A 26573-nucleotide genomic window follows, 5' to 3' on the forward strand; every position below is an offset into this window, starting at 1 on the left:
GCGGCGGGCGACTATGCCTTGGTCAGGATCGGGCTTTCCATAAGCATACCGGTTTCGACATCGGCAATGCCCCTGTCTGTCTGGTGCGGTCCGGCATTGCAGGCAAGTGTCGCCCCAAAACAGGCCTTGAAGACGAGATAGGGCGGCTGCCAGTCGACGATATCGTCCATCGCAGCGCGAACATCCGCGAAATCCCGGGCCACATCATTGAGCGGCGCATCCGAGACCAGGCCCGAAAGCGGCAGCGGCAGGATGGCCTTGACCACTCCGCTGGATGCGACGGCCATGCCGCCACCCGCGGCGATCACCGCATTGGCGGCAAGCGCCATGTCGTCCGGATCGCTGCCGAACACGGTGAGGTTGTGGCTGTCATGGGAAACGGTATTGGCAAATGCGCCGCGCCATTCGCCCCAGCCGCGCAGGAAGCCGACGCGCGGCCGGCCGTCGCTGCGGCCGTGGCGATGCGCCACAGCAATCAGGGTCGTGCCCTCAGGCGGTACGACAAAACCATCCCGTACCTCTGCTTCCGCTTCGCCCCAACGGGTAAAGCGCGGTTGGTCGATTGTGGCGATCCGGACTTTGGTCTCGCTGGAAGCAACACGAAAATCATCGGCTGTCAGCGGCGATATCTTCATGGAATGCTCAAGCACCGATGGGTCGGACGCTGCGATATCTGCAAGCATCTCACCATCCCTGGCAACAACAATGCCATTGGCGATGACGATGCGAGCGTTGAAGTCGCTGAGATTGTCGAACACGGCGATATCGGCGCGGCGTCCTGCCGCGATCAGCCCAAGATCGGAACGCCCCAGCCGTTGTGCGGCATTAAGCGTGGCAGCCCGCAGCGCCCATTCCGGTTTCAGGCCGTAGCGAACGAGGCGCCGCACAACGTCGTCAAGGCCTCCGCCGTCTGCCAGGTCGTCGGGAAAGACGTCGTCGGTGCAGAGGGTGAGTGTCTGCGGCAAATGGCCAAGCCGGTTCAGGGCTTCAACGAACTCCGGCAGCAGATGATCGTGGGAACCGCGCAACTCGATCGCCATGCCGGCGCGCAGCTTTTCCATCAGGTCGGCTGAAGATGTCAGCTCGTGGTCCGAGCTGACGCCTGCCGCCATGAAGGCGGCAAGATCACCACCGTTCAGTCCGCGCGCGTGGCCGCAGATCAGTTTTTCCGAGGCAAGGCCTGCCTGGACGATGGCGCTCATCCGCGGATCGCGGTTGATTACGCCGCGCATGTTCATGACCTCGGCGATGCCGCCGATTTCCGGCCAGGACAGCAGATCGGCAATCACGCCGGCATCAAAATCGGCGCCATTCAGCTCCAATCCCGGCGCTGAGGGCACGCAGGAGGGCGCAAGCAGGATCATGCGCAGCGGCGATGCGTTGGCGGCATCGGCGGCGAAACGCACTCCGGCAATGCCGTGGACATTGCCGAACTCGTGCGGATCCCAGACAATCGTTGTCACGCCGTGGGCCAGAACAGCAGCGGCATACGTCGCGGGCGTCACCATCGAGCTTTCGATATGCATATGCGTGTCGATCAGGCCGGGCGAAATAAAACCGCCGGAGATATCGATGATCTCCGCCGCGTCGGTCCTCGCTCCTGTCGGGTGGACACTGGCGATCAGCGGTCCGACGAGGCCGATATTCGCCGCCCGCAACTCGCCGGTCACCATATCGACCAGAGTGCCATTGATGATCAGGGTGTCGAACGGGGCATTGCCGCGCGCAGCTGCGACCGCACGGGCGCGCAGGCCGGCCTCGTTGAGGTCGGCGGGTTGAGGTGCTGCAGGTTTTGTCATTTACCGGCCTCCCAGCGCAGCGCGTCCAGCACGATCGCCTTGATTGCCTCCGCATCGCAATCGACGGCGAATTCGGCATTGAAGACACCATGGCTGGCGCGGGTTTCCACCACGGTGCGGCCGCGGGTGAGTGAGCCGGCAAGCTCCATGTCGATCCGGGCGGATTGAAAGGTCACGAGGTCGGGGCGGACAAAGGCAGCAGCAGCGGAGGGATCGTAGATTGCCATCGCCGGCCGGCCGCGGCTGACGCCGATATCGATGTAACCGGCGAGCATATCGGCCAGCAGCGCGGCGTTGGCGCCGCCCGTCTGCCGTACCGGCTCAATATCGGCGGGTGCGGCCAGAACCTTGCGGCAAAAGTCGAGATCGACCATGCGCAAAGGCAGGCCATGCGACAGCACGATGGCGACGGCTTCCGGGTCGGCCAGCGCGTTGAACTCTGCCGATGCCGTGTGGTTGCCGCGTGAAAGCCCGCCGCCCATCCAGGTGAGTTCATCGATGCGGGTGGCGAGATCGGGCCGTGCCAGGGCAAGGGCGGCGATGTTGGTCAGCGGCCCAAGTGCCAGGATGCGGCGTGGCGAGGGCTTGTTTTCCAGCCAGCGGCAAAGTGCAGAGAAAGCATCGTTGTCCGCTACATCACCGGCATCCGGAAGCGTTCGTCCGGCAGTGGGAATACCAGTTTCGCCGAGAATCGCCTGCGCGGTTTCGAGCACGCCCAGAACGGGCTGGCTGCGTCCGGCATGAATCGGGACCGTCCAGCCGAAAGCCTTGGCAGCACCCGCCGTATTGCGGCGGACTTGATCCATTGGCGTATTGCCGAACACCAGCGATATGCCGTCGATGGCAATGCCCGCACGCATCACCACCAGAATGGCGGCGATGTCGTCAAAGCCCATATCCGTATCGATCCAGACACCCATGATGACTTATCCGAAACGCTTGAGGAGGGCAGCACCTTCAACCGGCAGGTCGAACGCAACGGTGGCGCCAAGCGCATGGGCGGGCAAGGTCGCATCCACTTCCGTCTTGATGATGCCGAGAGGTGTTTCCAGCACATATTCGCGCGTTCCACCGGCGAAGGAAACGCCGCGGACCCTACCTGTCAATGGGCCGGAACCGAGAGAGACTGCGCGTGGCCGCCAGGCGAGACCCGCCACATCCGGCAGTTCCCTGGCGAGGGAGACAGCGCCATTTTCGGTGGTCAGCTTGCCACCTTCGACGGCGAAGATGTTTTCGAAGCCGACGAAATCGGCGACGAAGCTGGAGACCGGGTGATTGTAGATTTCTTCCGGCGTGCCGATCTGTTCGATCGCGCCATTCTTCATCACGACGATCCGGTCGGCGAGCGCCAGGGCCTCGACCTGATCGTGGGTGACGAAGATCATCGTCACGCCGCTTTCCTTCTGGACGCGCTGCAGTTCGGTGCGCATTTCCAGCCGCAGGCGCGCATCAAGATTGGAGAGCGGTTCGTCGAGCAGGAGCACTTTCGGTTCCATGACCATGGAGCGGGCAAGTGCCACGCGCTGTTGCTGGCCACCGGAAAGCTCCGGGGTCTTGCGGCTGGCGAAGGCCGAGAGGCCAACGGATTTGAGGCCGGCTGCCACTTTCGCCTCGAGTTCTTTCCCAGTCATGCCTTTCAGCTTCAAGCCGAACGCGACATTTTCGAACACCGTCAGATGTGGGAACAGCGCATAGGACTGGAACACCAGCCCGACGGCGCGCTTGTTGGCGGCAACCCGGGTGATGTCGGTGCCATCGAGACTGATGCGGCCGCCAACCGGCGTCATCAGGCCGGCAATCGAGCGCATGGTCGTGGTCTTGCCGCAGCCGGATGGGCCGAGCAGCGCCAGCAATTCGCCCTTGCGGATCTCGAGATCGAGATCCTTCACGGCAATCGATTTGCCATAGGCGAGGGAAAGTTTGTCGAGGGTGAGGAAGGATGTGTCAGACATAGCGGGAGAACCCCAGAAAACGTTCGGCGAGGAAGACGATGCCGATGGAGAGGAAAGCGAGCAGCGAAGACAGGGCGGCGATCGATGGATCGAAGACGATCTCCATGTAGCCGAGCATGTCGATCGGCAGGGTGCGTACACCCGGCCCGGACAGGAACAGCGAAACCGGAACCTGATTGAAGCTGGTGACGAAGCCGAGAATGAAGGCCGACAGGATGCCGCCGCGAATGTTCGGCAGTACAACCCGGAAGAAAGCGCCAAGCCGGGACGAACCGAGCAGAACGGCGGCTTCCTCGATATCCGAGCGCAGATTGTTGAGGCTGGCCGAGACGACACGCACTGCATAGGGCAGGATCAGCGCCGTATGGGCAAGGAACAGCGCCAGCGTGATCGATACACCGATGGGTACGACGAAATAGCGCAGGAGCGCCAGGCCGACGATGATGCCCGGCACGATGATCGGTGCCGACACGACGGTGCGCACGGTCTCGGACATCGGCAGCTTGTAGCGCGACATCGCATAGGCGGCGGGAATGCCGAGCAGAAGCGCTGCAAACGTACCGCCGATCGCCAGGAACATCGACATCACGAAGCTGTCGCGAAAACTCTCGACGGTGAAGACCTTGAGGATCCACTTGAACGAGAAACCCTGCGGCGGGAAGGCCAGCGTATCACCGGCCGAGAACGAGGCGGCAACGATGATCAGGAACGGGCCGATCAGGAAGATCAGCACCAGAAGCAGCGTAATCGGGGCAAACAGTCTCGGGGTCATCGCTTGTTCCTCGCCGTTGCGATCCGCTTCAGGAGAATATTGGCGGCAAAACTCATGACAATCAGGATGAAGGCGATAACGCTTGCCGAGACGAAATTGTTGGCAACGGTGACCTGCTGGTAGAGCAGCGTCTCCAGCATCAGCACCTTCGAGCCGCCCAGAATGGCAGGCGTGATATAGGCGGTCATCGAACCGGTGAAGACCAGCGTTCCGCCGACAACCAGGCCTTCGCGGGTCAGCGGCAGGATGACTTTCCAGAACACCTGGAACCAGTTGGCGCCAAGAACGCGGGCGGCGGGCACGACATCTTTCGGCAGGTTTTCCAGTGCGCTGATCAGCGAGATCACCATCAAGGGCAGGAACAGCTGCAACAGGCCGATGAAGACGGCGGTTTCGCTGAAGAGGATACGGATCGGTTCGTCGCTGAGGCCGACAGCCATCAGCGCCTGGTTGACGATGCCGGTGCGGCCAAGGATGACGATCCAGGCATAGGTGCGGGCGACCGGCGAAATCATCAGCGGCAGAACGACAAGCCCGATCATCCGGCCCTTGGCGCCGGGCGGGAGGCTGACGATGGCAAAGGCAGTCGCATAACCGATGACGGCGGCTGCCACGGTGACGAGTGCGCCGAGCTTCAGCGTCCGTAGAAAGACCGTCCGGTTCAACGGCTGCGAGAAGAAATCCGCATAGGCCGACAGGCTCCAGCTATCCGCCGATCGAAAACCTTCCGACAGCAAGAGGATAACCGGCACGAGGAAGACCAGCCCCGCGAAAATCGCGGCCGGCAGGGCGAGCGCCAATGCTTCTGCCCGGTTCTGGAACATGGTTTGTCGTCTCCAGCAAGTTCAAATGGAATCCCCGGTGCGGGTGATTACCAAAAACGCATATTCGGTGGCTGCCCCTCATCCGGCCTGTTGGCCACCTTCTCCCCTTAGAACGGGGAGAAGGACAAGCGGCAAACTCCGTCATACCCTCTCCCCGCAAGCGGGGAGAGGGTTAGGGTGAGGGGCTGTGGCAGCAGCACCCCACCATGGGCAACAAGTTCAGTCGGGACGCAGCCCGCGAACCGGAGTCCGCCCGCTGCGCCCCTTGCCTTGGGAGGCATTCGTGTTGACCGGTTACTGGCCGACCTTGGCGTTCCACTCGGACAGCCACGCATCGCGGTTGTCGAGTGCCACGGCGGACGGGATCAGTTTCAGGCTGTTGGCCGTTTCTTCGCCATAGGTCAGGTTGCCCGCAACTTCGTCGGAAACCTTGGCTTCCTTGTTGGCCGGGCTATCGACCAGCTTTTCGGCAAGCTTCGTCTGGATGTCCGTGGAGAGCCAGAAATCCATGAATTCGAGTGCCAGATCCTGGTTCTTCGAGCCCTTGGTGAGAACCATGACGTTCATGCCGCCGGTCTGGCCTTCCTTCGGGGTCGCCCAGCCGAGTGGCAGGTCGAGCTTGGTGAAGGGAGCCCAGGAGAAGCGGCCGATCGGTGCCGCCCAGATTTCTTCCTGCTGCATCAACTGCACCAGCTGCGAGGATTTGACGTAGAAGGTGACGATATCGTCCTTCTTGGCGCCAACGGCCTCAATTGAACCCTTCAGATCCGGCGTGTCGGTGCCAAGCGCCTTGCCGAGCATGTAGAGGGACGGCGGGCCTTGATTGGTGGTGATGTTCGGGAAGGCGACATGACCGGCATATTCCGGCTTCAAGAGGTCAGCCCAGGACTCGATCTTCATCTTGTCGGTGCGGTAGACGATCGAGGTTGCATAGAACGTATAGCCGACACTCATGCCGTCGCCGTTCGGATCCTTGGCGATGTCGTAGAGCTTGCCGAAATTGCTGAGCTTAGTGTTGTCGATCTTCTCGATCAGGCCGTTGCGATCGGCAGATAGCGCGTCAGCCATGGAAACCACGGCCATGTCGATGACCGGATTGGCCTTGTTGGCTTCGATCTTGGCGAGGCGCTCGACGCTGTTGCCGGTTTCGACCACCAGCTTGCAGCCGCATTTGGCTTCGAAGGGATCGTAGACGATCTCCTTGAACTCGTCCTGCGCGAAGGCATAGACGGAAATTGTCAGGGTCTTTTCCTGGGCATGGGCAGCGCCCATGGTGAGCATCAGCGCGGCGGCTGATGAAAAGAGCATTTTGTTCATCGGCGTTCTCCTTCTGGTGTTTTCTTGGCTCATATTATCTGGGCTTGCGGTGGTACCGGTCATGCACTGTGGATATTCGGCGGTGGCGCCGATGTCTGCCGGACCACCAGCTGCATCGGTACGCTCGCCCGCTCGGCTGCGACCGTGCCCGTCACGGTGCGTGCGATGCCGGAGCCTGATACCGGATCGGCCTCGATGACACGGACGAGTGCTGCAATGGCGATGTCGGCGATCCCGGCCATATCCATACGTACTGTTGTCAGGCCGGGCGTGACCACCGAGGACCAGACGAGATCATCAAACCCGGTAACGCTGACATGTTCGGGCACGCCGATTCCGGCGCGCTGCAATTCCGTCAGGGCCCGGAGCGCCGGCAGATCGGAAACGGCGGCAAAGGCGGTGAAACCTTTCTCCACCTGTTCTGTTAGACCAAGAAGGCTTCCCTTGCCGTGCACCTGCTCGTGTTTTTCGATCCAGAAGACCTCGGCATGAGCGTCTGCAGGAAGGCGGGATTTCATGCCGCCGATACGATCGTTCTGCACATTCGAGGCCGGATTGTTGCCGATCAGCAGAAACTTGCGATGTCCCAGCGAAGCGAGGTGTTCGATGACCGTCTGACCACCCTGCCAGTGATCGGCCGAAACCGTGTTGCCGGGGGTGGAAGGGCTGTCGATGACCGCCACCGGACAGCCGATGTCGGCGATGCGGGTGCCGAGCCGGGGGACGATAACGATGCCGTCGACGTCGCGCTCGATCAGCCGGTTGATGGCGTCGGTCTGCAAGGCGACGTCGCTGCGGGAGTCGGCGATCAAGACGCCGTAGCCAGCCGTGCTTGCCGCATGCTCGATCGCCTGGGCAATCTGCGGAAACAGCGGATTGGCGATATTCGGCAGAACCAGGCCGAGAACGCCGGTGCGGCCGGTGCGCAGCGCCCGGCCGGTCAGGCTCGGGATGTAGCCCAGTTGGGTAGCGGTGGCGCGGATCTTTTCAGCAAGTTCGGCCGAGACACGTCCCTTGCCCGACAGCGCATTCGACACCGTTGCGGCGGACACGCCGAGTGTCGCGGCAATCTGGCTTAGGTTCGATCCTGTGCGCGGGTTGGCCATATGATCCAACGGGTGATTAATCGATTAATCAATTCTGTTACAGCAATGTTCCCGTGTTGTCGATACGGTTTTGTGGCTTGATACAGGCTGAAAAGCATCTCTTACGGGAAACGCGCTAACCAACCGGTTTTGAAGACGGAGGCTTTCGTCTTTCAGTATTTCTTCTTCTGGATGACTTTGTTGCCGCGCGGCCCTGTCTGCACCGGGGTGTTGCTGACATTTTCCTCCAGCAGCTTGCGCCACCGGGCCAGCCGCTCCGCAGGCAGCGTGCCTGCCTTGATCGCTGCCTGGACGGCACAGCCCGGCTCGTGATCATGTGTGCAGTCGCGAAACTTGCAGGATGGGGCAAGGTCGGTGATTTCGGAGAACAGCGTGTCGATACCATCGGACACGTCGCTGAGATGCAGGGTGCGCATTCCGGGCGTGTCGATCACCCAGCCGCCGCCGGCAATGGCGTGCAACGACCGGGCCGTCGTGGTGTGGCGTCCCTTGGCATCGCTTTCGCGGATATCGCCGGTCTCCTGCGCTGCTTCGTGCCTGAGGCCCGCCAAGGTGTTGACCAGGGTCGATTTGCCGACGCCGGACGACCCGACCAGTGCGACAGTCTGACCGGCGCCGCACCACGGAGCGAGCACAGCTGCGGCATCGGCGGAGCGGCCGTTGACAACGATGACGTCCAGATCGCGCTGCAGGCCTCTCGCCTCCTCTTCGAAGGTGCTTGCATCATCGACCGTATCGGCCTTGGTCAGCACGATGACCGGGTTGGTTCCCGCCTGATTGGCCAGAGCCAGATAGCGCTCCAGCCGTGCCGGACTGAAATCGGCATTGCAGGAGGTGACGATGAACAGGGTATCGACATTGGCGGCGCCAAGCTGGTGACCGTGCCTGCCTTCGGTCCGGCGCTGCAGCAATGTCCGGCGTTCCAGCCTGCGGACAAGCAGATGGGTGCGGGGATCAGCCAGTATCCAGTCGCCGACGGCAAAGTCACCGGTATTGGTCTTGTGCGCCAGAGTGAGCCTGACCGGTCCCGCTGCAGACAGCGCGCTCAGTCGGGCACGGTGGACCTCGGCGATGCGCATCGGAATGAGGCTGGCCTCGGACCGTTCGATCTGGGAGGCAAAAAAATCGGACCAGCCATGGGACGCCAGAAAGGCCGCGTCTGTCCGCTCCGTCACGCAGCCGCTCCCGGGCACAGTGTCATGTTCATGGATGACGTCTCTCAAAACAAGTTCAGACGCTGATACCAGAAGCATCCGGATGGTGCCAATCGTTTCGCAGCCGCATTCTTTTCAATTTTGTCTGGGAAATGCCGCAAAGTTCCGCTAGGGACAGCGCATCCGGGCCGGTCTGGCCCTTTATCATTACGCATCGGCGACTATCGCAAGCGGGCGTTCCCATCCAATCCGAGGGCGCATATCGCTGACGTTTCGCCATTTCTACCAAGGACAGAACATGATTTCGCACGAATTGACACCGGTCCAGATCCGGGGGCTGAAACTCGCGAAGGAAGGAAACCTCTTCCCGCAGCCGGCCAAAAAATGGACGCATGAGAACGCAGCGGTCACCTACGCAAAGACCGACCGGTTCAAGGAGCGTCCGCAGAAGATCCGCTTCATGACGACGACGACCCTCAACGAACTCGAGGAACTTGGTTTTCTCGAGCGCAGCCATCTCGACCATGACGTCGCCGTCGATCCGCGCGGCATCACGATGGCCGGCAAGATGTGGCTGATGGCCAACAAGTAAACGTCGCCTGCTCCTGCCGCGACTATTTCAAGCCCCGTTCTGCAAACCTGCAGAATGGGGCTTTTCCGTTTCATGCCCGGCCACGCTCAACAGTTCATTTTGGCGCGCGCAACATCACACTGACGGAGGCAATACGGTTGGGCGGCAGGGACCAGTTCTTGACGAAGCTTAATGCCGTGGCTCTCCGCCGGGCGCATAAGCGGTGGTCTGCTCAAACTTGAATTTGTAGCCGCAGCGGCAGCGGATCATGTGGCGGCGCGGATTGCTCGAGGCAAATTCGGTTTCGAAGCCTACGGGCAGGGCGTCAATTTCAAATCCGCGCGTCCTGCGGTTCGGCATATCGTCTTCCGAAACCTCCGCAAAACCCGCGTTCCCGCATTGGGAACATTCCAATTTCCGTGAGTAGCGATCTCGCGCAGCCATCTTCATTCCTTTGACAAGAGGCGGGTCATACCAAAACAGCGGCCGGATGGAAGCGCTGATTGTGGCCTTCAGACGCAATCAGCTGCGCTCTTCCCAGACCTTTGCAAGCTCGACGATTGTCTTGACCGCCTTTTCCATGTCCTGCCTGCTCACCCATTCGAGCGGAGAATGGAAAGCGTGGCCACCCGCAAAGATGTTGGGGCAGGGCAGGCCCATGAACGACAGGCGCGACCCATCCGTGCCGCCACGGATGCTGCCGCGCACCGGCTGCATGCCCGCCCGCCGGATCGCCTCGACGGCGTTGTCGACGATTTCCGGGTGGCGATCGAGGATCGCCTTCATGTTGCGGTACTGGTGCTTGACCTCGAATGTGTAGGACGAACCGGGATAGTCCGGCATGACATCCTTGACGATCGCCTCGATCATGGCTTCCTTTTCAGCGAGGCCTTCGTCGGTAAAGTCGCGAACGATCAGGCTGATCCTGGCTTTTTCCATCGCACCCGTAACGCTCACGGGATGAACGAAACCATCCCGGCCCTCGGTTGTTTCAGGCGCCAGATGCTTCGGCAGGCGGTCGATGATGGCGCCGGCGATCTTGATGGCATTTTCCATTCTCCCCTTGGCAAAGCCCGGATGAATGGCAACACCCTGGATGGTGATTTCGGCGCCATCGGCGGAGAAGGTTTCATCCTCGATATGGCCAGCCGTTTCGCCGTCCATCGTATAGGCGAATTGTGCGCCAAGCTTCTTCAGGTCGACCTTGTCGACTCCGCGGCCGATTTCCTCGTCTACCGTGAAGAGGATTTTGATGGCGCCGTGCTTGATATCCGGATTATCGACAAGGAACTGCGCCGCCGTCATAATTTCGGCAATGCCGGCCTTGTCGTCGGCGCCAAGCAATGTTGTGCCATCGGTGGTGATGATGTCATTGCCGATCTGGTTGCGCAGGGCCGGATGATCGGCAACGCGGATGATCTGCTGCGGGTCGCCCGGAAGCTGGATATCGCCACCGGCATAGCCGCGGATCAACTGCGGCTTGACATCGGTACCGGTAAAATCCGGGGCAGTATCCATGTGCGAGCAGAAGCAGATGACCGGCACCGGCTTGTCGGTGTTCGATGGGATGGTCGCGTAGATATAGCCGTGCTCGTCGAGATGCGCGTCAGAAATCCCGATCGCGAGCAGTTCCTCGACCAGCAGGCGGCCGAGGTTCTTCTGCTTTTCGGTGGAGGGCTGCGCTGCCGAATTGGCATCCGACTGTGTGTCGATCACGACATAACGAAGGAAACGATCGGTAACGGTGTCGGTCATGGTTCACTCCACTTCATCTGCGTCAGGTGCTCTTCTGTAGCCTTCGCCATTTGCGCCGTGAAGGTATTTCTAGGAAAAACACCATTCAAAAAGCCGTGTTTCAGGGAATGTCGAAAACCTGCGACATTCCCTGAAACACGTGGCATAAGGGCGCCGCAACATTTCTTGGGCACCGCACAAATGATCCGTATCGAAAATATCAGCAAGCAGCTGAGCCACCGCATTCTCTTCATCGAGGCTTCCGCCGCGCTTAACAAGGGCGAGAAGATCGGCCTCGTTGGTCCAAATGGCGCCGGCAAGACGACCGTCTTCCGGATGATCACCGGCGAAGAGCAGCCCGACGAGGGGCAGGTGGCCGTCGAGAAGGGCGTCACCATCGGTTATTTCAACCAGGATGTCGGCGAGATGGAAGGCCGTAGCGCCGTTGCCGAAGTGATGGACGGTGCCGGTCCGGTCAGCATTGTTGCCGCCGAACTGCGCGAGCTCGAAGCTGCGATGGTCGATCCTGACCGGCTTGACGAGATGGACGCGATCATCGAGCGCTACGGCGAGGTGCAGGCGCGCTATGAGGAACTGGACGGCTACGCGCTGGACGGCCGGGCGCGCGAAGTCCTCTCGGGCCTGAGTTTCACGCAGGAAATGATGGATGGTGATGTCGGCAAGCTATCCGGCGGCTGGAAGATGCGCGTGGCGCTTGCCCGCATTTTGCTCATGCGCCCCGATGTCATGCTGCTCGACGAACCGAGCAACCATCTGGATCTGGAAAGCCTGATCTGGCTGGAGGAATTCCTGAAGAATTATGATGGCGCGCTGTTGATGACCTCGCATGACCGGGAGTTCATGAACCGGATCGTCACCAAGCTGATCGAGATCGACGGCGGCGGGTTGACGACCTACTCCGGCGATTACGAATTCTACGAGCAGCAGCGGGCGCTGAATGAAAAACACCAGCTCGCCCAGTTCGAGCGGCAGCAGGCGATGCTTGCCAAGGAAATCAAGTTCATCGAGCGCTTCAAGGCGCGTGCCTCGCATGCGGCCCAGGTGCAGAGCCGGGTGAAGAAGCTCGACAAGATCGAACGGGTGGAGCCGCCGAAGCGCCGCCAGGTTGTCGCCTTCGAATTCCAACCGGCGCCGCGCTCCGGCGAAGATGTCATCAACCTGAAAAACGTCCACAAGAGCTATGGCAGCCGCAGCATTTATGACGGGCTGGACTTCATGGTTCGCCGCAAGGAGCGCTGGTGCATCATGGGCATCAACGGTGCCGGAAAGTCGACACTCCTCAAGCTGGTGACGGGATCGACGGAGCCGGACAAGGGAACTGTGGCGCTGGGTGCCAGCGTCAAGATGGGTTATTTCGCCCAGCATGCCATGGATCTGCTTGATGGCGAACGCACCGTGTTCGAAACACTGGAGCACGAATTTCCGCGCGCCGGGCAAGGCCCGCTCAGGGCGCTGGCTGGCTGTTTCGGGTTTTCCGGCGACGATGTCGAAAAGCGTTGCCGCGTTCTGTCGGGTGGCGAAAAGGCGCGGCTGGTCATGGCGATCATGCTGTTCGACCCGCCCAATCTTCTGGTGCTCGACGAACCGACCAACCATCTGGACCTCGACACCAAGGAAATGCTGATTCAGGCACTGTCCGAATATGAGGGCACCATGCTGTTCGTTTCCCACGACCGGCATTTCCTCGGTGCATTGTCTAACCGGGTTCTGGAACTGACCCCGGACGGCATCCACGAATATGGCGGCGGCTACACGGAATATGTGGCGCGCACCGGCCACGAGGCGCCGGGTCTGCGAGGCTGATCCACGAGACATCCGCTGGCCGGCTTGGGGGCCGCCTCAGCTTCTTTCGAGCAGAAAGAACGTTGTCGGACCTGACGCCGCGTCATTGGAAAGCCGGAATCCGGTCGGGGATACCTCCTGGCCGGCGGCAGTTGAGGCGACGCCGTTCAGCGTGATCGGTGTCAACCGCCATTGCCCCTCGGCCAGCTTGAGCGACAGGTCGACATAACCCCTGCGGATCAGCACGGGAAGGCGGCCGAAATCGGCGATGACTTTTTCCTCGTCGTCGCGGAACTGCATATCCGTATTGTGCGCATCCGTGGCGTAGATGACGAGAAGTTTGCGGCTCTGCGCAATGCTCTCGACATCATCCAGCACCGAGACTGCCAGCAGGCCATCACCGTCTGAAGCCTCGACGCGGACGCTGCCCAGATTGACAGGTTCCCGAAGGGTCGAAAATGCTACCGCTTCGGTTTTTGGTGTCATCACCCGCAATTGGCCCCGCAGGCGATCCAGCAGCAGTTCGCCGGTATCGCTTTCATAGAGGCCGGTCTTCAGGTCGGTCTGGTTGTCCTTGGATAACAGCCCGGCAGTCTTGGCGGCGTCGAGGATCGCTTGTGGATCGACGGTAGATCGTGGCTGGCCGACACCCAAGTTTCCTTTCGCTGCTTTTGCCATGCCGATCGCCCCGACAAGGCCAAGCTCGGTGAGCCGCTCCGGTTCGCGCGCCTGCATATCGTCGGTGAGATCCTCGGTACCGCGCACAAGAAAGGGAAAGGTCAGTTCCGAGGTGGCCACATCTCCGCGCCGGAACAAAAGTGCTGCCAGCGTTTCACCTGCGCGTGCGACCGGGTCAAGCGCGATGGCATAGGGCAGCATCGCCTTCTTATGGGGAAAGGGCTCGTTATATTTCAGGATGATCGGTCCATGCGCATGGCGGCAGAGCACGTCCCAGCCCTGCTGCGAGGCGTAGGCCGGCATGACCAGTCCGGCCTCGTAGCGATACCGGTTCCAGAAGAGATGGTCGTATTCACTGACGACGAACGGTTTGCCGAGCCAGCGGGCGGCGGCGATCAGGCGCATGTAATTGAAACTATCGTCAATCGAGCTTTTCTGCGTCATGGTCGCGCCGGGCGAATAGCTGCCGACCCAATCCTGATAGGTGTTCATCGTGACAACCGGCAGATCCTCTCGGCTCAGCGTCGTCTGGATCGTCGGCCAGTTGTTATAGTTGCTGATCTCGCCCCTGTAGCCAAGCCCACGCAGCGCTTCGCTCATGCGGGCGGTGACAGTCTTTTCGACAGAAACGAAAAAGGCCTGCAGGTCCTTCAGGCGAGGGGAGTCTTCGTAACGCGACCCTGGAAGTTCGATTGAGGCGTCTTCCAGCCGTTCGCCGGACTTTAGGTCGGGCCACGCTTGCGAAAGGGCTTCGGTCGAACCGTAGCGCTGCTTCAGCCAAGCATTGAAGGGCAGCTTCAATCGCTCGTCGTAGTGCGGTTTGCCGTCGCGCTCCCGCACGATGCTGTCGAATTCGATATTGTTCTCGTTGACAAGGATGATCAACGCCAGCGCATTGTCATGGACCGGCGCACTGCCGGTATAGGGGTTGACGGATGTCAGGAAGCGGCGCTGGAATTCCAGCCAGTGGTCAAAGGCTTTGTCATCGAAGTAGAGCGCAAGCTTCAGATCGCTTGACGGATCCCAGCGATCGTCATAGCCGCCATAGGCGCCGCGCCAGGAGGAAAGGCCGTCCATGATCCAGTAGATGCCGTTACGCTTGAGTGCCGCCAGCAGGTAATGGACGCGGTCGAGAGTTTCAGGATCGAAATCGAAATCACGGGTACGGCCGAACATCAGGCTGGCATCGACAAAATGGAGCCTTGCGATGTTGTAGCCGTGTTTGGCCAGCTGTGCCGCGTAGAGATCGGCATCGGCGTGGCTTGGAAAGCCGCCGGAAGCCGGGCTCCAGGCCAGCGATGCGCAAAGCAGTCTTACGGGTTTATCCGGCTCGTTGGCGCGGACAAACCGGCCCTGATTTCCTGTCAGAAGCTGGCTGCCCTCTTCGATGGGCGGATTGGACAGGATGGAGGAGAAGTCGAGAGGGCTTTGATTGCTGAGCACCATCGAGGTTTCGCGGACGGGCAGCCATTCATCGGCCGCCATGACCGGCGATGAAACGGCCAGAATTAATGCGGCAACCCAATAGGCCCAAAGCCTCATCGGGCAGCTCCGATTGTCCGGCTTTCGATCCATGATTGTGGCGGCAGGCGGCGCCGGAAGAAGCCGGCCGGTATGGCGGCGGCGTGAAAGCACCAGGCGACGACCGTGTAAAGGCCCATGGCAAAGCCGCCCTTCTTGACGCTGAGCAGGAGAACGATGGCGGCGGCCAGCGCGATCACAATTGCCAGGCCTGATACCAATCCCGGCGCCATGAACAGGATGGCGAGCGATACAGCCCACCAGCAATAAACGGCGGCCCAGAGCTTCAACTCCGGCAATTCAGCGATCAGCCGGCCGAAATAGGGTTTGCCGACCGATGCGCGCAACAGTTCGCCGGTGCCGTAGAGATACTTGCTGTTCCAGCGCCGGACCAGCAGCCGGTAGGAGTTCGATGTGTGTCCGAAATGGCTGACGAAACGCCGGTCAAGACGATGAAGCCGCCAGCCTTGACTGCGCAGCCGGACGCCGAGATCGAACTCTTCATATCCGTGCAGGTTGCGATCGGAAATGTAACCGGCCTTCTCGATGGCGCTGCGCCGGTAAAGCCCGCCGCCATTCATCCTGTCGATATCGCCAACGCGGTTTTCCGGCGCATTGCGCTGTACGCGGCGAGCATATTCGAGGTTGGCCGTTTGCATTTCCTCCACGTGCCCTGTGACGCCGGCGACATCGGGATTATCGGCGAGAAAGCGCAGCGCGTCGGTCAGGAAGTCCGGATCGAGGATCATATCCCCGTCGAGCAGGCAGACGTGGCCGAAGGTCGAATACTGGAAGCCGAGTTGCGGGCCTATTCCGCAGCTGGCTTGCGCTGGCGGCGCGATCTGCACAACGGTGACCGGGTAGCGCGATGCTATTTCAACGGTGCGATCCCTGGATCCGCTGTCTGCAACGATGACTTCGCCGATGCCGCCAGGCAGTCCTGCAAGCGCGCTTTCGATGGTCGCGGCGATGCGTTTTTCTTCATTCAAGGTCTTGATAATGATGGATACACCCAAAATGACCTCCCCGTTTGCATGAAGCACCGCCGGCGCGTTGTTGGACAGGACTGTGACGTCGCTCATAATATTGCCGATGATTTGAAATTTGGTTGATGGCCGGATGGATCGGTCAGGTCAGCGTGGCCGCCTGCGAATGACGGATCGATACACCGCAGCCGTTCGTTCGCTGATCTTCTTCCAGCTGTAATCCGTCTGGATCTGGACAGTCAGCTCATCCGTCCCGTCCTCATCGAATGGGCTGGACAATTTGCGCCCGAGAGCTGCCGCCAAAGCATCGACATCGCCCATCGGAAAGTAATCGGCCGGGGCGAGCTTGAGTTCGCGATTGGCAGGGATATCGCTGGCGAGGACCGGCAGGCCGTAGCTGAGCGCTTCCAGCAAGGCGATCGGCATTCCTTCGTGACTTGACGGCAGCACGAACAAGGCCGCGTTGCTGTAGAGCTCTGCAAGTGCGGCGCCTGTCTGAAATCCCGTCATGACGACTGAAGGCGTCTTTGCAGCCAGGGCCTTCACGTGGGCCGAATACTCGGTTTCATGGTCGGCGCCGCCGACGATCACCAGTTTCTCGGGCCTGTTTGCCTTGGCGAAGGCAAGGATCAGGTCGTGCTGGCGCTTTTCGGGAACCAGGCGGGCCATCATGACGATGTATCGGCGCGGCGTCAGCCCGAAAGTTTTCAGGATTTCGGTGGTGCTGATCTTCGGTTGCACAGAGACGCCGTTCGGGACAAAATCGACGGCAACACCGTATTCTTTCCGCATGGCACGAACGATTTCCTGCGAAATCGCAATGCGCCCGTTAGAGGCATACATTCCGAATGCCTCGCCCGTCTTCAGCATGCGCTTGGCAAACCGACCCCATTTCTGGCGTTCGTAGTCATAGCCATGGTGAGTAATGATGACCTTCAGCCCGAAGAGGCGGGCAAGCGGCGCTACCAGCGCAGGGCCCACAGCATGGATATGCAGGACATCGGGTCTTTGGCGCGCGGCATAGAACACCCCGGCGATGCTATGCCCGATGGCCTCAAGGACCATTCTCTTGGGCGCCCACAGCGGAATGACCCGAATACCCTTCCAGACGCTTTCCGATGGGCTGGCCAGGTATTGCCGCCGACCGATAACGTCAACGTCCCAGCCCATCTGGACAAGCTCGGTACCGATCATCTCGATGTGCTTTTCAACGCCGCCCTGGACATTGGGGATGCCTCGGCTGCCGAGCATCATGACGCGGGGACGCGCCACCGCCTTTCCGAACGTCTCAGCGGGCTCAAAAAGAGAGGTCTCACTCAACGGAGGAACGGGCGCAATCGTGATGCGTTCCGCTGGCGGCGCGCTCGCGGTTTCCGCTGGCATTTCGACCGGTGTATCCGCAGCGGCGTCTTGTACGCCTTCCCTGATCGTGTTCAGGATGCTCCCGATGCCTGACTGTTCAGACTGCCGGTCTGCTGTCCCGAAAACTCGCGGTTCGTTGCTCATAGTCCCACATCCCCGGTTCCTTGGGATATGGTTTAGCTGCGAACGGCTGAAATCACGGAAATATAACCGTTAAAATTGTAGATATCGGCTGAAATTATGAGTTGTATTGCCGAGAAGTGTATCAATTTGATTGCGTGATGTGGCGCGTGGGCACCGGCAGGGATGCGCCAAGGCTATTATAGAGTTCCGTCGTCCGCCTCAGATAGGCGGCCGAGGAGAACTCGACGGCGATCCATTGCCGTGCTTTCCGGCCCATCTCGCGCCGTTCTTCGGGTGAGCGCGAATCCATTGCTGTCAGTGCCGCCGCCAGATCCTGCGCATCTCCAGGCATGGCCATCAAACCGGTTTCGCCTTCCAGGATCATCTCGGGAATACCGCCAATCCTGGCACCGATGACCGGCGTTTCGAGTGCATAGGCTTCGAGCACGCTGATGGGGGCGTTCTCGTACCACTCGGACGGCAGTACCAAAGCCTTGGCTTCGCCGATCAACCGATGCAGCGCGTCTCCGGACAGATAGCCGGCGAATACGACATCAGCCTCGAGCGTCTCGGCCAGCGCTTTCAATGCGGCTTCCTCCGGCCCGGTTCCCGCGATCACCAGCTTCTGCTTCGACAGCGCGGCGGCGCGGATCAGCGTGTCGATCCCTTTTTCCGGTGCGAGGCGCCCGGCGAAGGCGAAATAGTCGCTCTCCACCCATTCCGTTTCGAAGGCATCGACATCGACGAAATTGGGAATGTAGACCATTTTTTCCCGCGGCCAGCCCCACTCGACCAGCTTTTCAATGTAAAACCGGCTGGGGACGACGAGGCGGTCGAGATTACTGCGGTACAGTCCAAGGCTTCGATGCAGCGCGGTCTCGGCCAGCACGACGGTGCTCAGCACCGTCGATCCCTTGATGCAGCGATGCACAAGGACATTATGGATGCGGCCGCCCTTGCAGTCTTCGCAGACCTTGGCATCCCGCAGCATCTTGTAGGAGGGACAGGCGAGCTTGAGGTCGTGAACCGTCATGACCGTCGGGATGCCAGCCGATTTCAATGTCGAGAAGATCGCCGGCGAAAGGTGATGGTAGACGTTGTGCGCGTGGGCGATCGCCGGATTGACCCGCTCGATCAGCCGCTTGACATTGCGCTGCGCCTCGAAGGAATAGATGATATTCGCGACCTGCTTGATCTTGTTCAGCGTGCCGGTTTCATGGCCGTATTCAATCTCTGAAACGAAATAGTCGGACCACGGGCTTGGCGGGTTCAATTCATGTTGCATGGCGAAGGGAATGACGTTCCAGCCGGCCTTTTCAAACATGGCGATATGATCGAGGAACACGGCTTCAGCGCCGCCTCTCCGGTAGAAGTAGTTGTTGATCTTCAGCAATGTCGTCTTGCCGATTGTCTGGTTGACGATAGTCAAGGGTGGGCCTCCTTCCAGCCGAAGCGGCCTAATGCCTCGCAGATGGGGAGAATGTCGCACTGGCGTTCGCGGGCGTGCGAGACCAGCCGCTCCAGCGTTTCCGGCCGGCAGCCATAGGGTGTCGGGGTGGCGGCAATATCGTGGGTAAAAAAGATCAGCCAGCCCGGATTGGCCGCAACATCGTCGATCCACCGTGTCAGGCCCAGAGCGTGGTCCTCCGGCTGGCGGATTTCGACGGCTTTCAGCATGAAAGGATCGACCGCTCCCCGGTTGATCGCCTCGCCTGCTGCCCGGCAGGTGGTGTAGCGTTTTTTCAGAACATGCCGAAGGCGGGGTGACGCCGCATTATAGGGGAAGGCGAAGTTGCTGGGCTTACGGGAGATCCCGGCATCGGTCAGGAAGGCTTCGTTGCGGGTGAGGTCATCCGCAAATGTCCGGCTGGTCAAGGTGCTGACCTTGCGGTGAGAAAACGTGTGGCAGCCGATCTCGTGTCCGCGCGCGAACAGTTCACGGCAGCCGTCAGCCGAAATCAACTGGCGATCCGGCTCGATGCGTCCTTCAAGGCCACCGGCGATATAGAAGGTTCCGCGCGCGCCATATTGTTCCAGAATGGTTGCGCCTCTGCTCAGGGCAGTATCGGGAACGTCGTCGAAAGTGAAGGAAATGATCGGTCGCTTTGTCGCGATCGGCCGCCGTGTCCTGGCAAACTGCCCGATCAGCCGGTTGTTCAGCCGGTCGGCGATATTGGTGATCGTGTTGAAAATGTCAGGCATGGGCCGCCGGCCTTTCCGCGGGAGCGAAGCGTTTCTCGGTCAGCGTCGCGGATGATTGGAAACGCAGTCCGTACAGGCAATAGAGGAAGGTGAACCAGAGCAGATTGCCGCCTTCGAAAAACAGGCTTTCGAGGCCGGCGTTGAAAATGACATAGAGCCAGACCCGGATGAAAAGCCGTGTCAGATCCGAATGTTCGATGGCCGGAGGCAGGCGGGAGATGTCGCGCAGCGGCAGGAAAATGACCCAGAGCAGGGTCAGGAAGAGGCCGGGGATGCCTGTCATCAACGCGATGTCGAGATAGGAATTATGGCCGTTGGCTGCAGCGACCGCCCAGGTTTCGACGGAGCCGCCGCTATAGACCAGTTCCTGCGTCTGCCAGAATGCCTTGATGCCGTAGCCGGTGATCGGGTTTTCGGCCAGCGCCGTGAAGGCGAAGCGCCATATGTCGGCCCGGTTGGTGAAGGTGGCATCGATCCCGAGCGAGGTGACAAACTCGCCAAGTGGACGAAAGACGGCCGATCCAACGGCGAACAGATTGAACAATGCGACGCCGCCGACGGCGATAGGAATGCGCAGAAACCGCAGACGCTCGAATACCCAGGCAAGGATCAGGATGCCGGGCAGCATGGCGCTGGAGGTTTTTCCGCCGGTGTGGACGAGAAAGATGATGGCGAGGGCGACGATGGTTATCCCGGCCAGCCGTGACCAAGCATTCATGACGAAAAGGCCGAAGAAGGCTGCAATCACCATGGCGGCAGCGGCACTGTTCTTGTGCGGGAAATGGCCGCGCCACATACCGGCGTTCATCGGTTCGCGCAGTTCCGAAAGCTGATGGATCGACAGTTCCGGTTTGAAGACGATGCCGTAATAAGCGGTCGCCAGCATGATCAGCGTGCCGATCGCCAGCATCTTGGCGAATTGCTTCTCCGATGACGGCATCAGCAGGTAGATGCTGGCGTTGATGGTCGCCATGACGGTCAGGATGACGGCCTTGATGCCGAGCATGGGATGGTTGGAAATCAGCGAAACGAACAGGAACCAGCCGAACAGTGGCAACAGCAGCGCACGGGGCTGCAGGATTGTCGCGCGCAACGGATGGAGCAGACCGTAGCAAAGCGTACCGGCAAACAGGCTGAGCGAGACGATCTGGTTCAGACGGTTCGAATTGCCTGCGGACGGGTCGAGAATACCTTCGCCGGTAAGATCGACAAACGGTGTCATGGAAATCCAGAAGAACAGGAAGATCGCCATGAAGAGCACTGGACCGGCGCCGATACCACCGGTCCCGATACCGGCAGCATCCGGCAGTGTATGATTGTCCGGCGAAGCGGTCCTCATGTCAGCCCGTGCGTGGTTGATGTTGGCGCAAAGCCCGAAGAATGCCGAACAGCAGTGCAAGTCCGATGCCGATTGCGATACCGGCAAACGCTCCGGCGGCAAGCAGAATCAGAGTTCGCGGCGGCCAGCTGCGCGATTGCGGCGGCATTGCACGGGAAATCACCCGGATATTGGAGGTGTTGATCTGCTGCTGTTCGGTAATCTGCTGGGCACGGGTCAGATGCGTTTCATAAAGGGCTGCCTTGGCGCGCGCGTCGCGCTCCAGATCCCGCAGCTCGACCTGCGAATCATTATCCATGTAGACGGTTGTCTGCTGTTCGTTCGCCTTGCCCTGCAGGGCGGCGAGCGCAGACTTGGCCTGGTTCACGTCTGCAAATGCCGTATCGGCGATCCGCCGGGCTTCGTTGTTAATCGATGCCTTCAAGGTCGACAGGTCGGAATTGGCCGCTGTGATCCGCGGGTGCCGGGTACCGTAGGTCAGTTTCAGCGAGTTGAGCTGCAACAGAGCCTGGTCGTAATCCTGCCGCAGCGACGTCATTGCCGGTGAAGCAAAAACCGATGCGGTGCCGGTCCGGCCCGTGGAAATTGCTTCCTGCATCTGCTTGTATCGGGTTTCCAGCTCGATATAGCGCTGCTGGGCCGTCAGGACCTGCGTGTTCAACTCGGCAACAAGCTGTGTGCTGACCAGCTCGCCGTTGGAGGATTGCAGTCCCTTCTGGCGCTTGAACTCCTCCACCTTTGCTTCCGCATTGGTGACGTTGTGCCGAAGCTCTTCCAGGCGATCGTTAAGCGTCGTTGCGACCCTGCCGGCACTTTGCGCGGCGGATTCGAAGATTTCTTTTTCGAACGCATCGACGATTGCGTCGGACAGCGCCACCGATTTCTCCGCATTGTCGGAATAGACGCCGAGCGAAACAACGAATGAACGCTCTTCGCGCCGAGCTTCGACGCGCTCGGCGAGCGCGCGGGTCGCGCCGAGCATCTTTGCCTGTTGAGTTTCGGCCTTGCTGGTACTGGAAAACAGTTCCTTGATGCCTCCAAGGATACCGGGTTTGACGAATTCCGGGTCCTGCGTCAGGTTCATGCCGTCGATGACGCGGGTGAGCACATTGCGCGATGTGAGAATCCGCAACTTGCTTTCGACCTCAAGCAATTGTGAGTCGCGCAACGGATTGGAGCCGAATACGTCGTCACTGACCACCTGCAGATTGGACGGATCGATGACGAGGTCGGTGTAGACGGTGTAGCGCGGCTGGGCAGCCATCGCATAGACAAAAGCTGCGGCCACGCACAGGACCGTTGCGCCGATGATCCAGAGCAGGCCATCCTTGAGCCAATGGAAAACGTCATCGGGACCGATGGCGCGAAGAGCCGCGACATATCCCATGATCTGCCCTTTGACGGGCGTGGGGCGTGCGTTGATCTGTTCGGCGATGACGGCCTGTTGCCGGTTTGGCGAAAATGTCGCGCGTGCTGTCTCAGCGGCTGCGGAGGCGTGATACGCTGGGCGGAAATCCTCGTCGTCGCCGGAGACCAGGTCAAGCAGGGAGCCGGGACGCGGGCGTGAGCGCGCAACCGTTTCCGGGCGCTTCATCGCTTGCCGCAGATCCGGCTCCTTCGGCGTATACATCCGTTCTGTCTCCGCGGCGTGCTTAAAGCCCGTACAGACTATCGCCGTGCTCTAGGTGAGCATCATGAATAGCCCCTTATGGTAAACCGGACGTTAAAATGCCGGGTGCGAGCACCCGCATACGGAGTGTGCGGACTAGAAATCGTGCAGCAGCCGGCTCCAGCTTTCCGAAGCGAGACCACCGGCATAGAACCCATCGCCGATGGCCGCTTCCTTCAGGTCGGCGTGGCGTGTCACCAGGCAGAAATATCCGGTGTGCTTGTGGACCAGATGGCGTTGCCGCAGCACCGCCTGTGTCAGGAAGGGCTGCGCCATTCCTTGCGCGCTTGCATATCCCAGGTTGTCGAGATCCGCGAAAATTTGAGCGACCACGAGCGCTTCCTGACGCTCGTGGCAAAAGACGTTCATGACCACGGCGTTGCGGCCATCCGCGCCAAAATACAGATAGCAGCCGATGATCTTGCCCTGCGCATCCGTGATGCTGCGGCATTGAAGTTCGCCAAGCGAGGTATTCAGTTTCGCGGCAGCGACCAGCCAATCGAATTCCGGTTTGGAAAAGACCGGATGGACCGAGAAGCGCTCCATCATCACCTGCGCCTGTTCCATGAGCTGCGGCAGCGAAATCGGCGTGCTCGTGACGCCATCCTGGGGTGCCGCCGCGAACGAGGTTCTCGAGCGGCGCACGAAGCGGTCCGCAATTCGGGCAAGCCCCTGGAGGGGCAGCTTGGCGAGCAGTTTCACCCTGCGGCGAGCCATGTCGAGCGCGGCTGCGGCCGGGCGGAATGTGCGGTGCCATTCGAGACTTTGAACAGGCAGGACCAGCCCGCCGCCGGCAACCCAGTGGTCGGCGCTGACGGGTGATGCGTTGTCGGTAAAGCAGAAATCCTGGCGTGCTGCGCGCAGCATGCGGGCAAGACGGGCAGCCCCGGCCGCGCCGGACTTTCCCTCGGCCATGAACGCACAAAGTACTCTGGCGGTTACCGGCCGGCCATGAACGATGAATTCCACCGGCATTGCCAGGATAGCGCTGTCGATCGTCGATGTCTCGTTCAGGTGGACGAGGCTACCCACATCCGGCGTGTAGAGAGGGCTGCTGAAGAAAACCGTTTCGAGATAGCCAGCCAGCTGGCTGTCCGTCGCCTGGTTGTTCTTGCGGAAGGTCCGGGTGAACAGATCGGCGATCGCCGGAAGATCCGAGCGTTCCATTGCGCGAACCGCGCCAGTATTGGGCCTCTGCCGTCCCTCTCCGGAAGGCGCGGCGGAGAGTTCTGTGGGTTGTCTCAAAGCATTTTCCGCAGCGGGTGTCATGTCACACTCTTCATATCCGGCTCTATTACGCCAGTTTATTTACGGGATATCGGTCAATATTCTCTAAGTACCTAAAGCGTATTTATATAAGGGCTGCCCCGGTATTATCTTTTAGCTCATCCTTCTTCGCGTAGCGGAAGAAGACCGTCCAGGCGACGGCTACCATTGAAATCTCGATCACATAGAATGAAACGACAGTTCCCATCGGGGGGGCGTACCAGGTTGCCCAGGCGGCAAGGGCTGCGCCCAGAATGCTGCCAAGACCCATGACACTGGCGCGCGCCGCATGATATCCGGCGGCCCCGAGGGCTTCGACGGCAATCGACCACATGCCGAGCGGTATGACGACCCAGCAGAGATTGCGGACGAAGGACACGAGCGTCAGATATTCGTGGCCGAACAGATATGGCAGCAACGGCGCCAGGAGGAATACGGTTGCCGCCGCTGCCAGGCTGATGCCGGTTGCAGCAAAAAGCACCTTGCGAATGCGATCCATCGCCTTATGAAGACCATTGGCGGCTGCCCGTGCAGAGCCGGGATACATCAACCGGTTCAAGGCCTCGACGGAGAGATAGCTGCTTTCGAGAATCCGGCGGGCGACGCTGTAACTGGCAACGATTTCGGCCGTCGTGACAAGGCTCAGCGTCAAAAGGTCGGCATTCTGGCGGATCGCACGCAAAATGAAGGGAATGCTGAAATACATGCCGAGCGGCAATTCTTCCCGAACGATCTCGTACTTTGGCCGGCCTAGTTTTGCCAGTGCCCGGATACAGAAGGCTGCAACCAGAACGTGGCAGGCAAATTGCCAGACTGCCCATTCGGCGACTGTCGAGACACCAAATGCAAGGCAGGCAAGCGCTGCAGTGATGGTGCGTGCAATTGCAAAGCTGACGACGGTCATGTTGGCTGAGACGAAATTGGAGTGACCGATGAAGATTTGCTCGGTCAGGACAATGATGCGTACGAAAATGATGTTGGTGATCAACATCAGCGTCATGTCGAGGAGGTTGAGCGACGGATCGGGCGAAAGCGCGAAGAAGAACGGCAAGATAGCGACGCCGAGCAGGACGAGTGCTACGCCGCTGATCGCCGTCAGGATGATATTGTGGCCAAGCATGACCGGATACATTGCGGGATCACGCGCGACACGCCGGACCAGGCATTCCATGCCGCCGAGCCCGCAGAGATGGACGGCAATGTTGCAAACCGCGGTAACGGCGACGAAGACACTGAACTCGTTGACGCCGAGTGAGCGAGCGAGAATGGCGAAGGTGAGCAGCTGGGCAGCCGAACTCAAGATGAGGCTGCCGCCGGAGGCCATGTAAGACATGACCATCGACATCAGCATCCGCTGCTTGGGCGCGTGAAAAGCGTCCGCTGTCACCGTTGGTGTTCTCCTCTTGCAGTCAATGAGGTTCCGTTTGGGTGCAGCGGTAACAACCACGGCAAATTGAGCGAAAACGTCAAAGTTGCAGGTGCGTCAGTTTCATTAGATTTCCGGTTGTCCGACAATACGTTCATTCACTGCAAAGGTCGTTAATTTCACCGTGAATTTGCGCCTGAGCCGTCCAAGAATTCATATTGAGGTTAACGCTTGCCATTGCTGAATTGATTTCAGTTTATGTTTACTTCGCTACGGTATTGATTGCAGAAGGTTTTGGGGATTGCAGGTTGGAGTTGCGCTGGTGATGGACAAAGCACGCGTTGAGGACCGGAACGGAGCGCCGCTGCATCGTTTCATGGGAGTTGATCTCGAACTGGCTCCCGGTGTGCTCGTTCCGAGGGAAGAAACGGAGCTTCTGGGACGCACGTCGCTTGGATTGATCGAGGGACGGGCTGAAAGTCCGTTGGTGATCGACATGTGCTGCGGTTCCGGCAACCTCGCCCTGGCAATTGCCACGCACAGCCCTTCAGCCCAGCTCTGGGCATGCGATCTGACCGACGAGACTGTAAGTCTTGCGAAGCGAAATACCGAACGCTGCGGAGTTACCGATCGCCTCAGGGTTGTCCAGGGTGATCTCTTCGGCGGCCTTGCCGGCAAGGACCTCGAAGGCAAGATCGATCTCATCGTCTGCAACCCTCCTTATATCTCTACCCAACGCCTCGAAGGCGATAGCGCGCATCTTCTCAACAACGAGCCGCGCGAGGCCTTCGACGGTGGACCCTATGGTATCTCCATTCATCAGCGTCTTGTCCGTGATGCGCTTGCTTTTCTGAAGCCCGGCGGCTGGCTGGCTTTCGAATTCGGCGAAGGGCAGCACCGGCAGGCGGCCGCATTGCTTGCCCGCGCGCGGGGATATGAACCGGCGGCCTTCGCCGAGGATGCAGGTGGTCTTCCGCGTGTCGCTTTCGTCCAGAAACGGTCCGATGCGTAACGCGTCTGCACCGAGCC

22 protein-coding genes are annotated in these 26573 nt (G+C 60.1%); 3 read left to right on the plus strand and 19 right to left on the minus strand.

All coding sequences use genetic code 11. The annotated features are described in order from the left end of the window. Window positions 1–11: 11 nt before the first annotated feature. From ACSQ3J_RS24550 to rsgA, 8 genes are all read right to left on the minus strand, one after another. Window positions 12–1799, minus strand: a complete 1788-nt coding sequence (locus tag ACSQ3J_RS24550; RefSeq protein ID WP_060503130.1) for an adenine deaminase — start codon at window positions 1797–1799, stop codon at window positions 12–14. Then, window positions 1796–2719, minus strand: coding sequence for a nucleoside hydrolase (locus ACSQ3J_RS24555; protein ID WP_060503129.1), 924 nt, complete (start codon window positions 2717–2719; stop codon window positions 1796–1798). The genes ACSQ3J_RS24550 and ACSQ3J_RS24555 overlap by 4 nt, the downstream gene beginning before the upstream one ends. Before the next feature lie 6 nt (window positions 2720–2725). Next, window positions 2726–3751, minus strand: coding sequence for an ABC transporter ATP-binding protein (locus ACSQ3J_RS24560; protein ID WP_060503128.1), 1026 nt, complete (start codon window positions 3749–3751; stop codon window positions 2726–2728). Then, entirely contained in the window at window positions 3744–4523 is a 780-nt protein-coding gene (locus ACSQ3J_RS24565; protein ID WP_060503127.1) for an ABC transporter permease, read from the minus strand. Before ACSQ3J_RS24565 ends, ACSQ3J_RS24560 begins: the two co-directional genes overlap by 8 nt. Next, on the minus strand, window positions 4520–5347 hold the full coding sequence (locus tag ACSQ3J_RS24570) for an ABC transporter permease (protein ID WP_060503126.1): 828 nt from the start codon (window positions 5345–5347) through the stop codon (window positions 4520–4522). The genes ACSQ3J_RS24565 and ACSQ3J_RS24570 overlap by 4 nt, the downstream gene beginning before the upstream one ends. Window positions 5348–5641: 294 nt before the next feature. Continuing rightward, window positions 5642–6664, minus strand: coding sequence for an ABC transporter substrate-binding protein (locus ACSQ3J_RS24575; protein ID WP_060503125.1), 1023 nt, complete (start codon window positions 6662–6664; stop codon window positions 5642–5644). A 59-nt stretch (window positions 6665–6723) separates the two neighbouring features. After that, window positions 6724–7770 carry a LacI family DNA-binding transcriptional regulator gene (locus tag ACSQ3J_RS24580; protein ID WP_060503124.1) on the minus strand — a complete coding sequence of 349 codons (1047 nt, stop codon included), beginning with the start codon at window positions 7768–7770 and terminating at the stop codon, window positions 6724–6726. Window positions 7771–7922: 152 nt separating this feature from the next. After that, entirely contained in the window at window positions 7923–8945 is a 1023-nt protein-coding gene (rsgA, locus tag ACSQ3J_RS24585) for a ribosome small subunit-dependent GTPase A (protein ID WP_060503175.1), read from the minus strand. Between the two features lie 277 nt (window positions 8946–9222). On the opposite strand from rsgA, the gene ACSQ3J_RS24590 reads away from it, so the two are divergent. Next, on the plus strand, window positions 9223–9516 hold the full coding sequence (locus ACSQ3J_RS24590; protein ID WP_060503123.1) for a hypothetical protein: 294 nt from the start codon (window positions 9223–9225) through the stop codon (window positions 9514–9516). A gap of 168 nt (window positions 9517–9684) precedes the next feature. Here the strand turns inward: ACSQ3J_RS24590 and ACSQ3J_RS24595 are convergent, their stop codons facing one another. Next, the gene (locus ACSQ3J_RS24595) at window positions 9685–9939 is read right to left on the minus strand and encodes a hypothetical protein (RefSeq protein WP_060503174.1); all 255 of its coding nucleotides are present in this window, start codon (window positions 9937–9939) and stop codon (window positions 9685–9687) included. A gap of 78 nt (window positions 9940–10017) precedes the next feature. Continuing rightward, window positions 10018–11250: a peptidase T gene (gene pepT / locus ACSQ3J_RS24600; RefSeq protein WP_060503122.1), complete on the minus strand. Its 1233-nt coding sequence runs from the start codon at window positions 11248–11250 to the stop codon at window positions 10018–10020. A 180-nt stretch (window positions 11251–11430) separates the two neighbouring features. Between pepT and ACSQ3J_RS24605 the strand changes: the two genes are divergently transcribed. Beyond that, window positions 11431–13053, plus strand: coding sequence for an ABC-F family ATP-binding cassette domain-containing protein (locus ACSQ3J_RS24605; protein ID WP_060503121.1), 1623 nt, complete (start codon window positions 11431–11433; stop codon window positions 13051–13053). 36 nt (window positions 13054–13089) lie between these two features. Here ACSQ3J_RS24605 and ACSQ3J_RS24610 read toward each other — a convergent pair whose 3' ends face one another. From ACSQ3J_RS24610 to ACSQ3J_RS24650, 9 genes are all read right to left on the minus strand, one after another. After that, window positions 13090–15252, minus strand: a complete 2163-nt coding sequence (locus ACSQ3J_RS24610; RefSeq protein ID WP_060509998.1) for a hypothetical protein — start codon at window positions 15250–15252, stop codon at window positions 13090–13092. Next, window positions 15249–16247 carry a glycosyltransferase gene (locus ACSQ3J_RS24615; protein WP_060503173.1) on the minus strand — a complete coding sequence of 333 codons (999 nt, stop codon included), beginning with the start codon at window positions 16245–16247 and terminating at the stop codon, window positions 15249–15251. The genes ACSQ3J_RS24610 and ACSQ3J_RS24615 overlap by 4 nt, the downstream gene beginning before the upstream one ends. A gap of 117 nt (window positions 16248–16364) precedes the next feature. Further along, on the minus strand, window positions 16365–17471 hold the full coding sequence (locus ACSQ3J_RS24620) for a glycosyltransferase family 4 protein (protein ID WP_244481992.1): 1107 nt from the start codon (window positions 17469–17471) through the stop codon (window positions 16365–16367). Between the two features lie 373 nt (window positions 17472–17844). Continuing rightward, complete coding sequence (locus ACSQ3J_RS24625) at window positions 17845–19110, minus strand: glycosyltransferase family 4 protein (RefSeq protein WP_060503171.1); 1266 nt, start codon at window positions 19108–19110, stop codon at window positions 17845–17847. Window positions 19111–19127: 17 nt separating this feature from the next. Next, complete coding sequence (locus tag ACSQ3J_RS24630) at window positions 19128–19904, minus strand: polysaccharide deacetylase family protein (protein ID WP_060503119.1); 777 nt, start codon at window positions 19902–19904, stop codon at window positions 19128–19130. After that, window positions 19897–21243 carry an O-antigen ligase family protein gene (locus tag ACSQ3J_RS24635; protein ID WP_082512015.1) on the minus strand — a complete coding sequence of 449 codons (1347 nt, stop codon included), beginning with the start codon at window positions 21241–21243 and terminating at the stop codon, window positions 19897–19899. Before ACSQ3J_RS24635 ends, ACSQ3J_RS24630 begins: the two co-directional genes overlap by 8 nt. A 1-nt stretch (window position 21244) precedes the next feature. Continuing rightward, the gene (locus ACSQ3J_RS24640; protein ID WP_082512014.1) at window positions 21245–22873 is read right to left on the minus strand and encodes a GumC family protein; all 1629 of its coding nucleotides are present in this window, start codon (window positions 22871–22873) and stop codon (window positions 21245–21247) included. Between the two features lie 135 nt (window positions 22874–23008). Beyond that, on the minus strand, window positions 23009–24079 hold the full coding sequence (locus tag ACSQ3J_RS24645) for a GNAT family N-acetyltransferase (RefSeq protein WP_112834716.1): 1071 nt from the start codon (window positions 24077–24079) through the stop codon (window positions 23009–23011). Window positions 24080–24263: 184 nt separating this feature from the next. Then, a complete protein-coding gene (locus ACSQ3J_RS24650; protein WP_082512018.1) occupies window positions 24264–25517 on the minus strand; it encodes a lipopolysaccharide biosynthesis protein in 1254 nt (417 codons plus the stop codon). A 352-nt stretch (window positions 25518–25869) separates the two neighbouring features. Between ACSQ3J_RS24650 and ACSQ3J_RS24655 the strand changes: the two genes are divergently transcribed. Then, the gene (locus ACSQ3J_RS24655) at window positions 25870–26556 is read left to right on the plus strand and encodes a N5-glutamine methyltransferase family protein (RefSeq protein ID WP_060503167.1); all 687 of its coding nucleotides are present in this window, start codon (window positions 25870–25872) and stop codon (window positions 26554–26556) included. Window positions 26557–26573: the final 17 nt, after the last annotated feature.

Origin of the sequence: Rhizobium sp. LjRoot98 (assembly GCF_964252935.1) — a bacterium.
Classification (GTDB): domain Bacteria; phylum Pseudomonadota; class Alphaproteobacteria; order Rhizobiales; family Rhizobiaceae; genus Pararhizobium.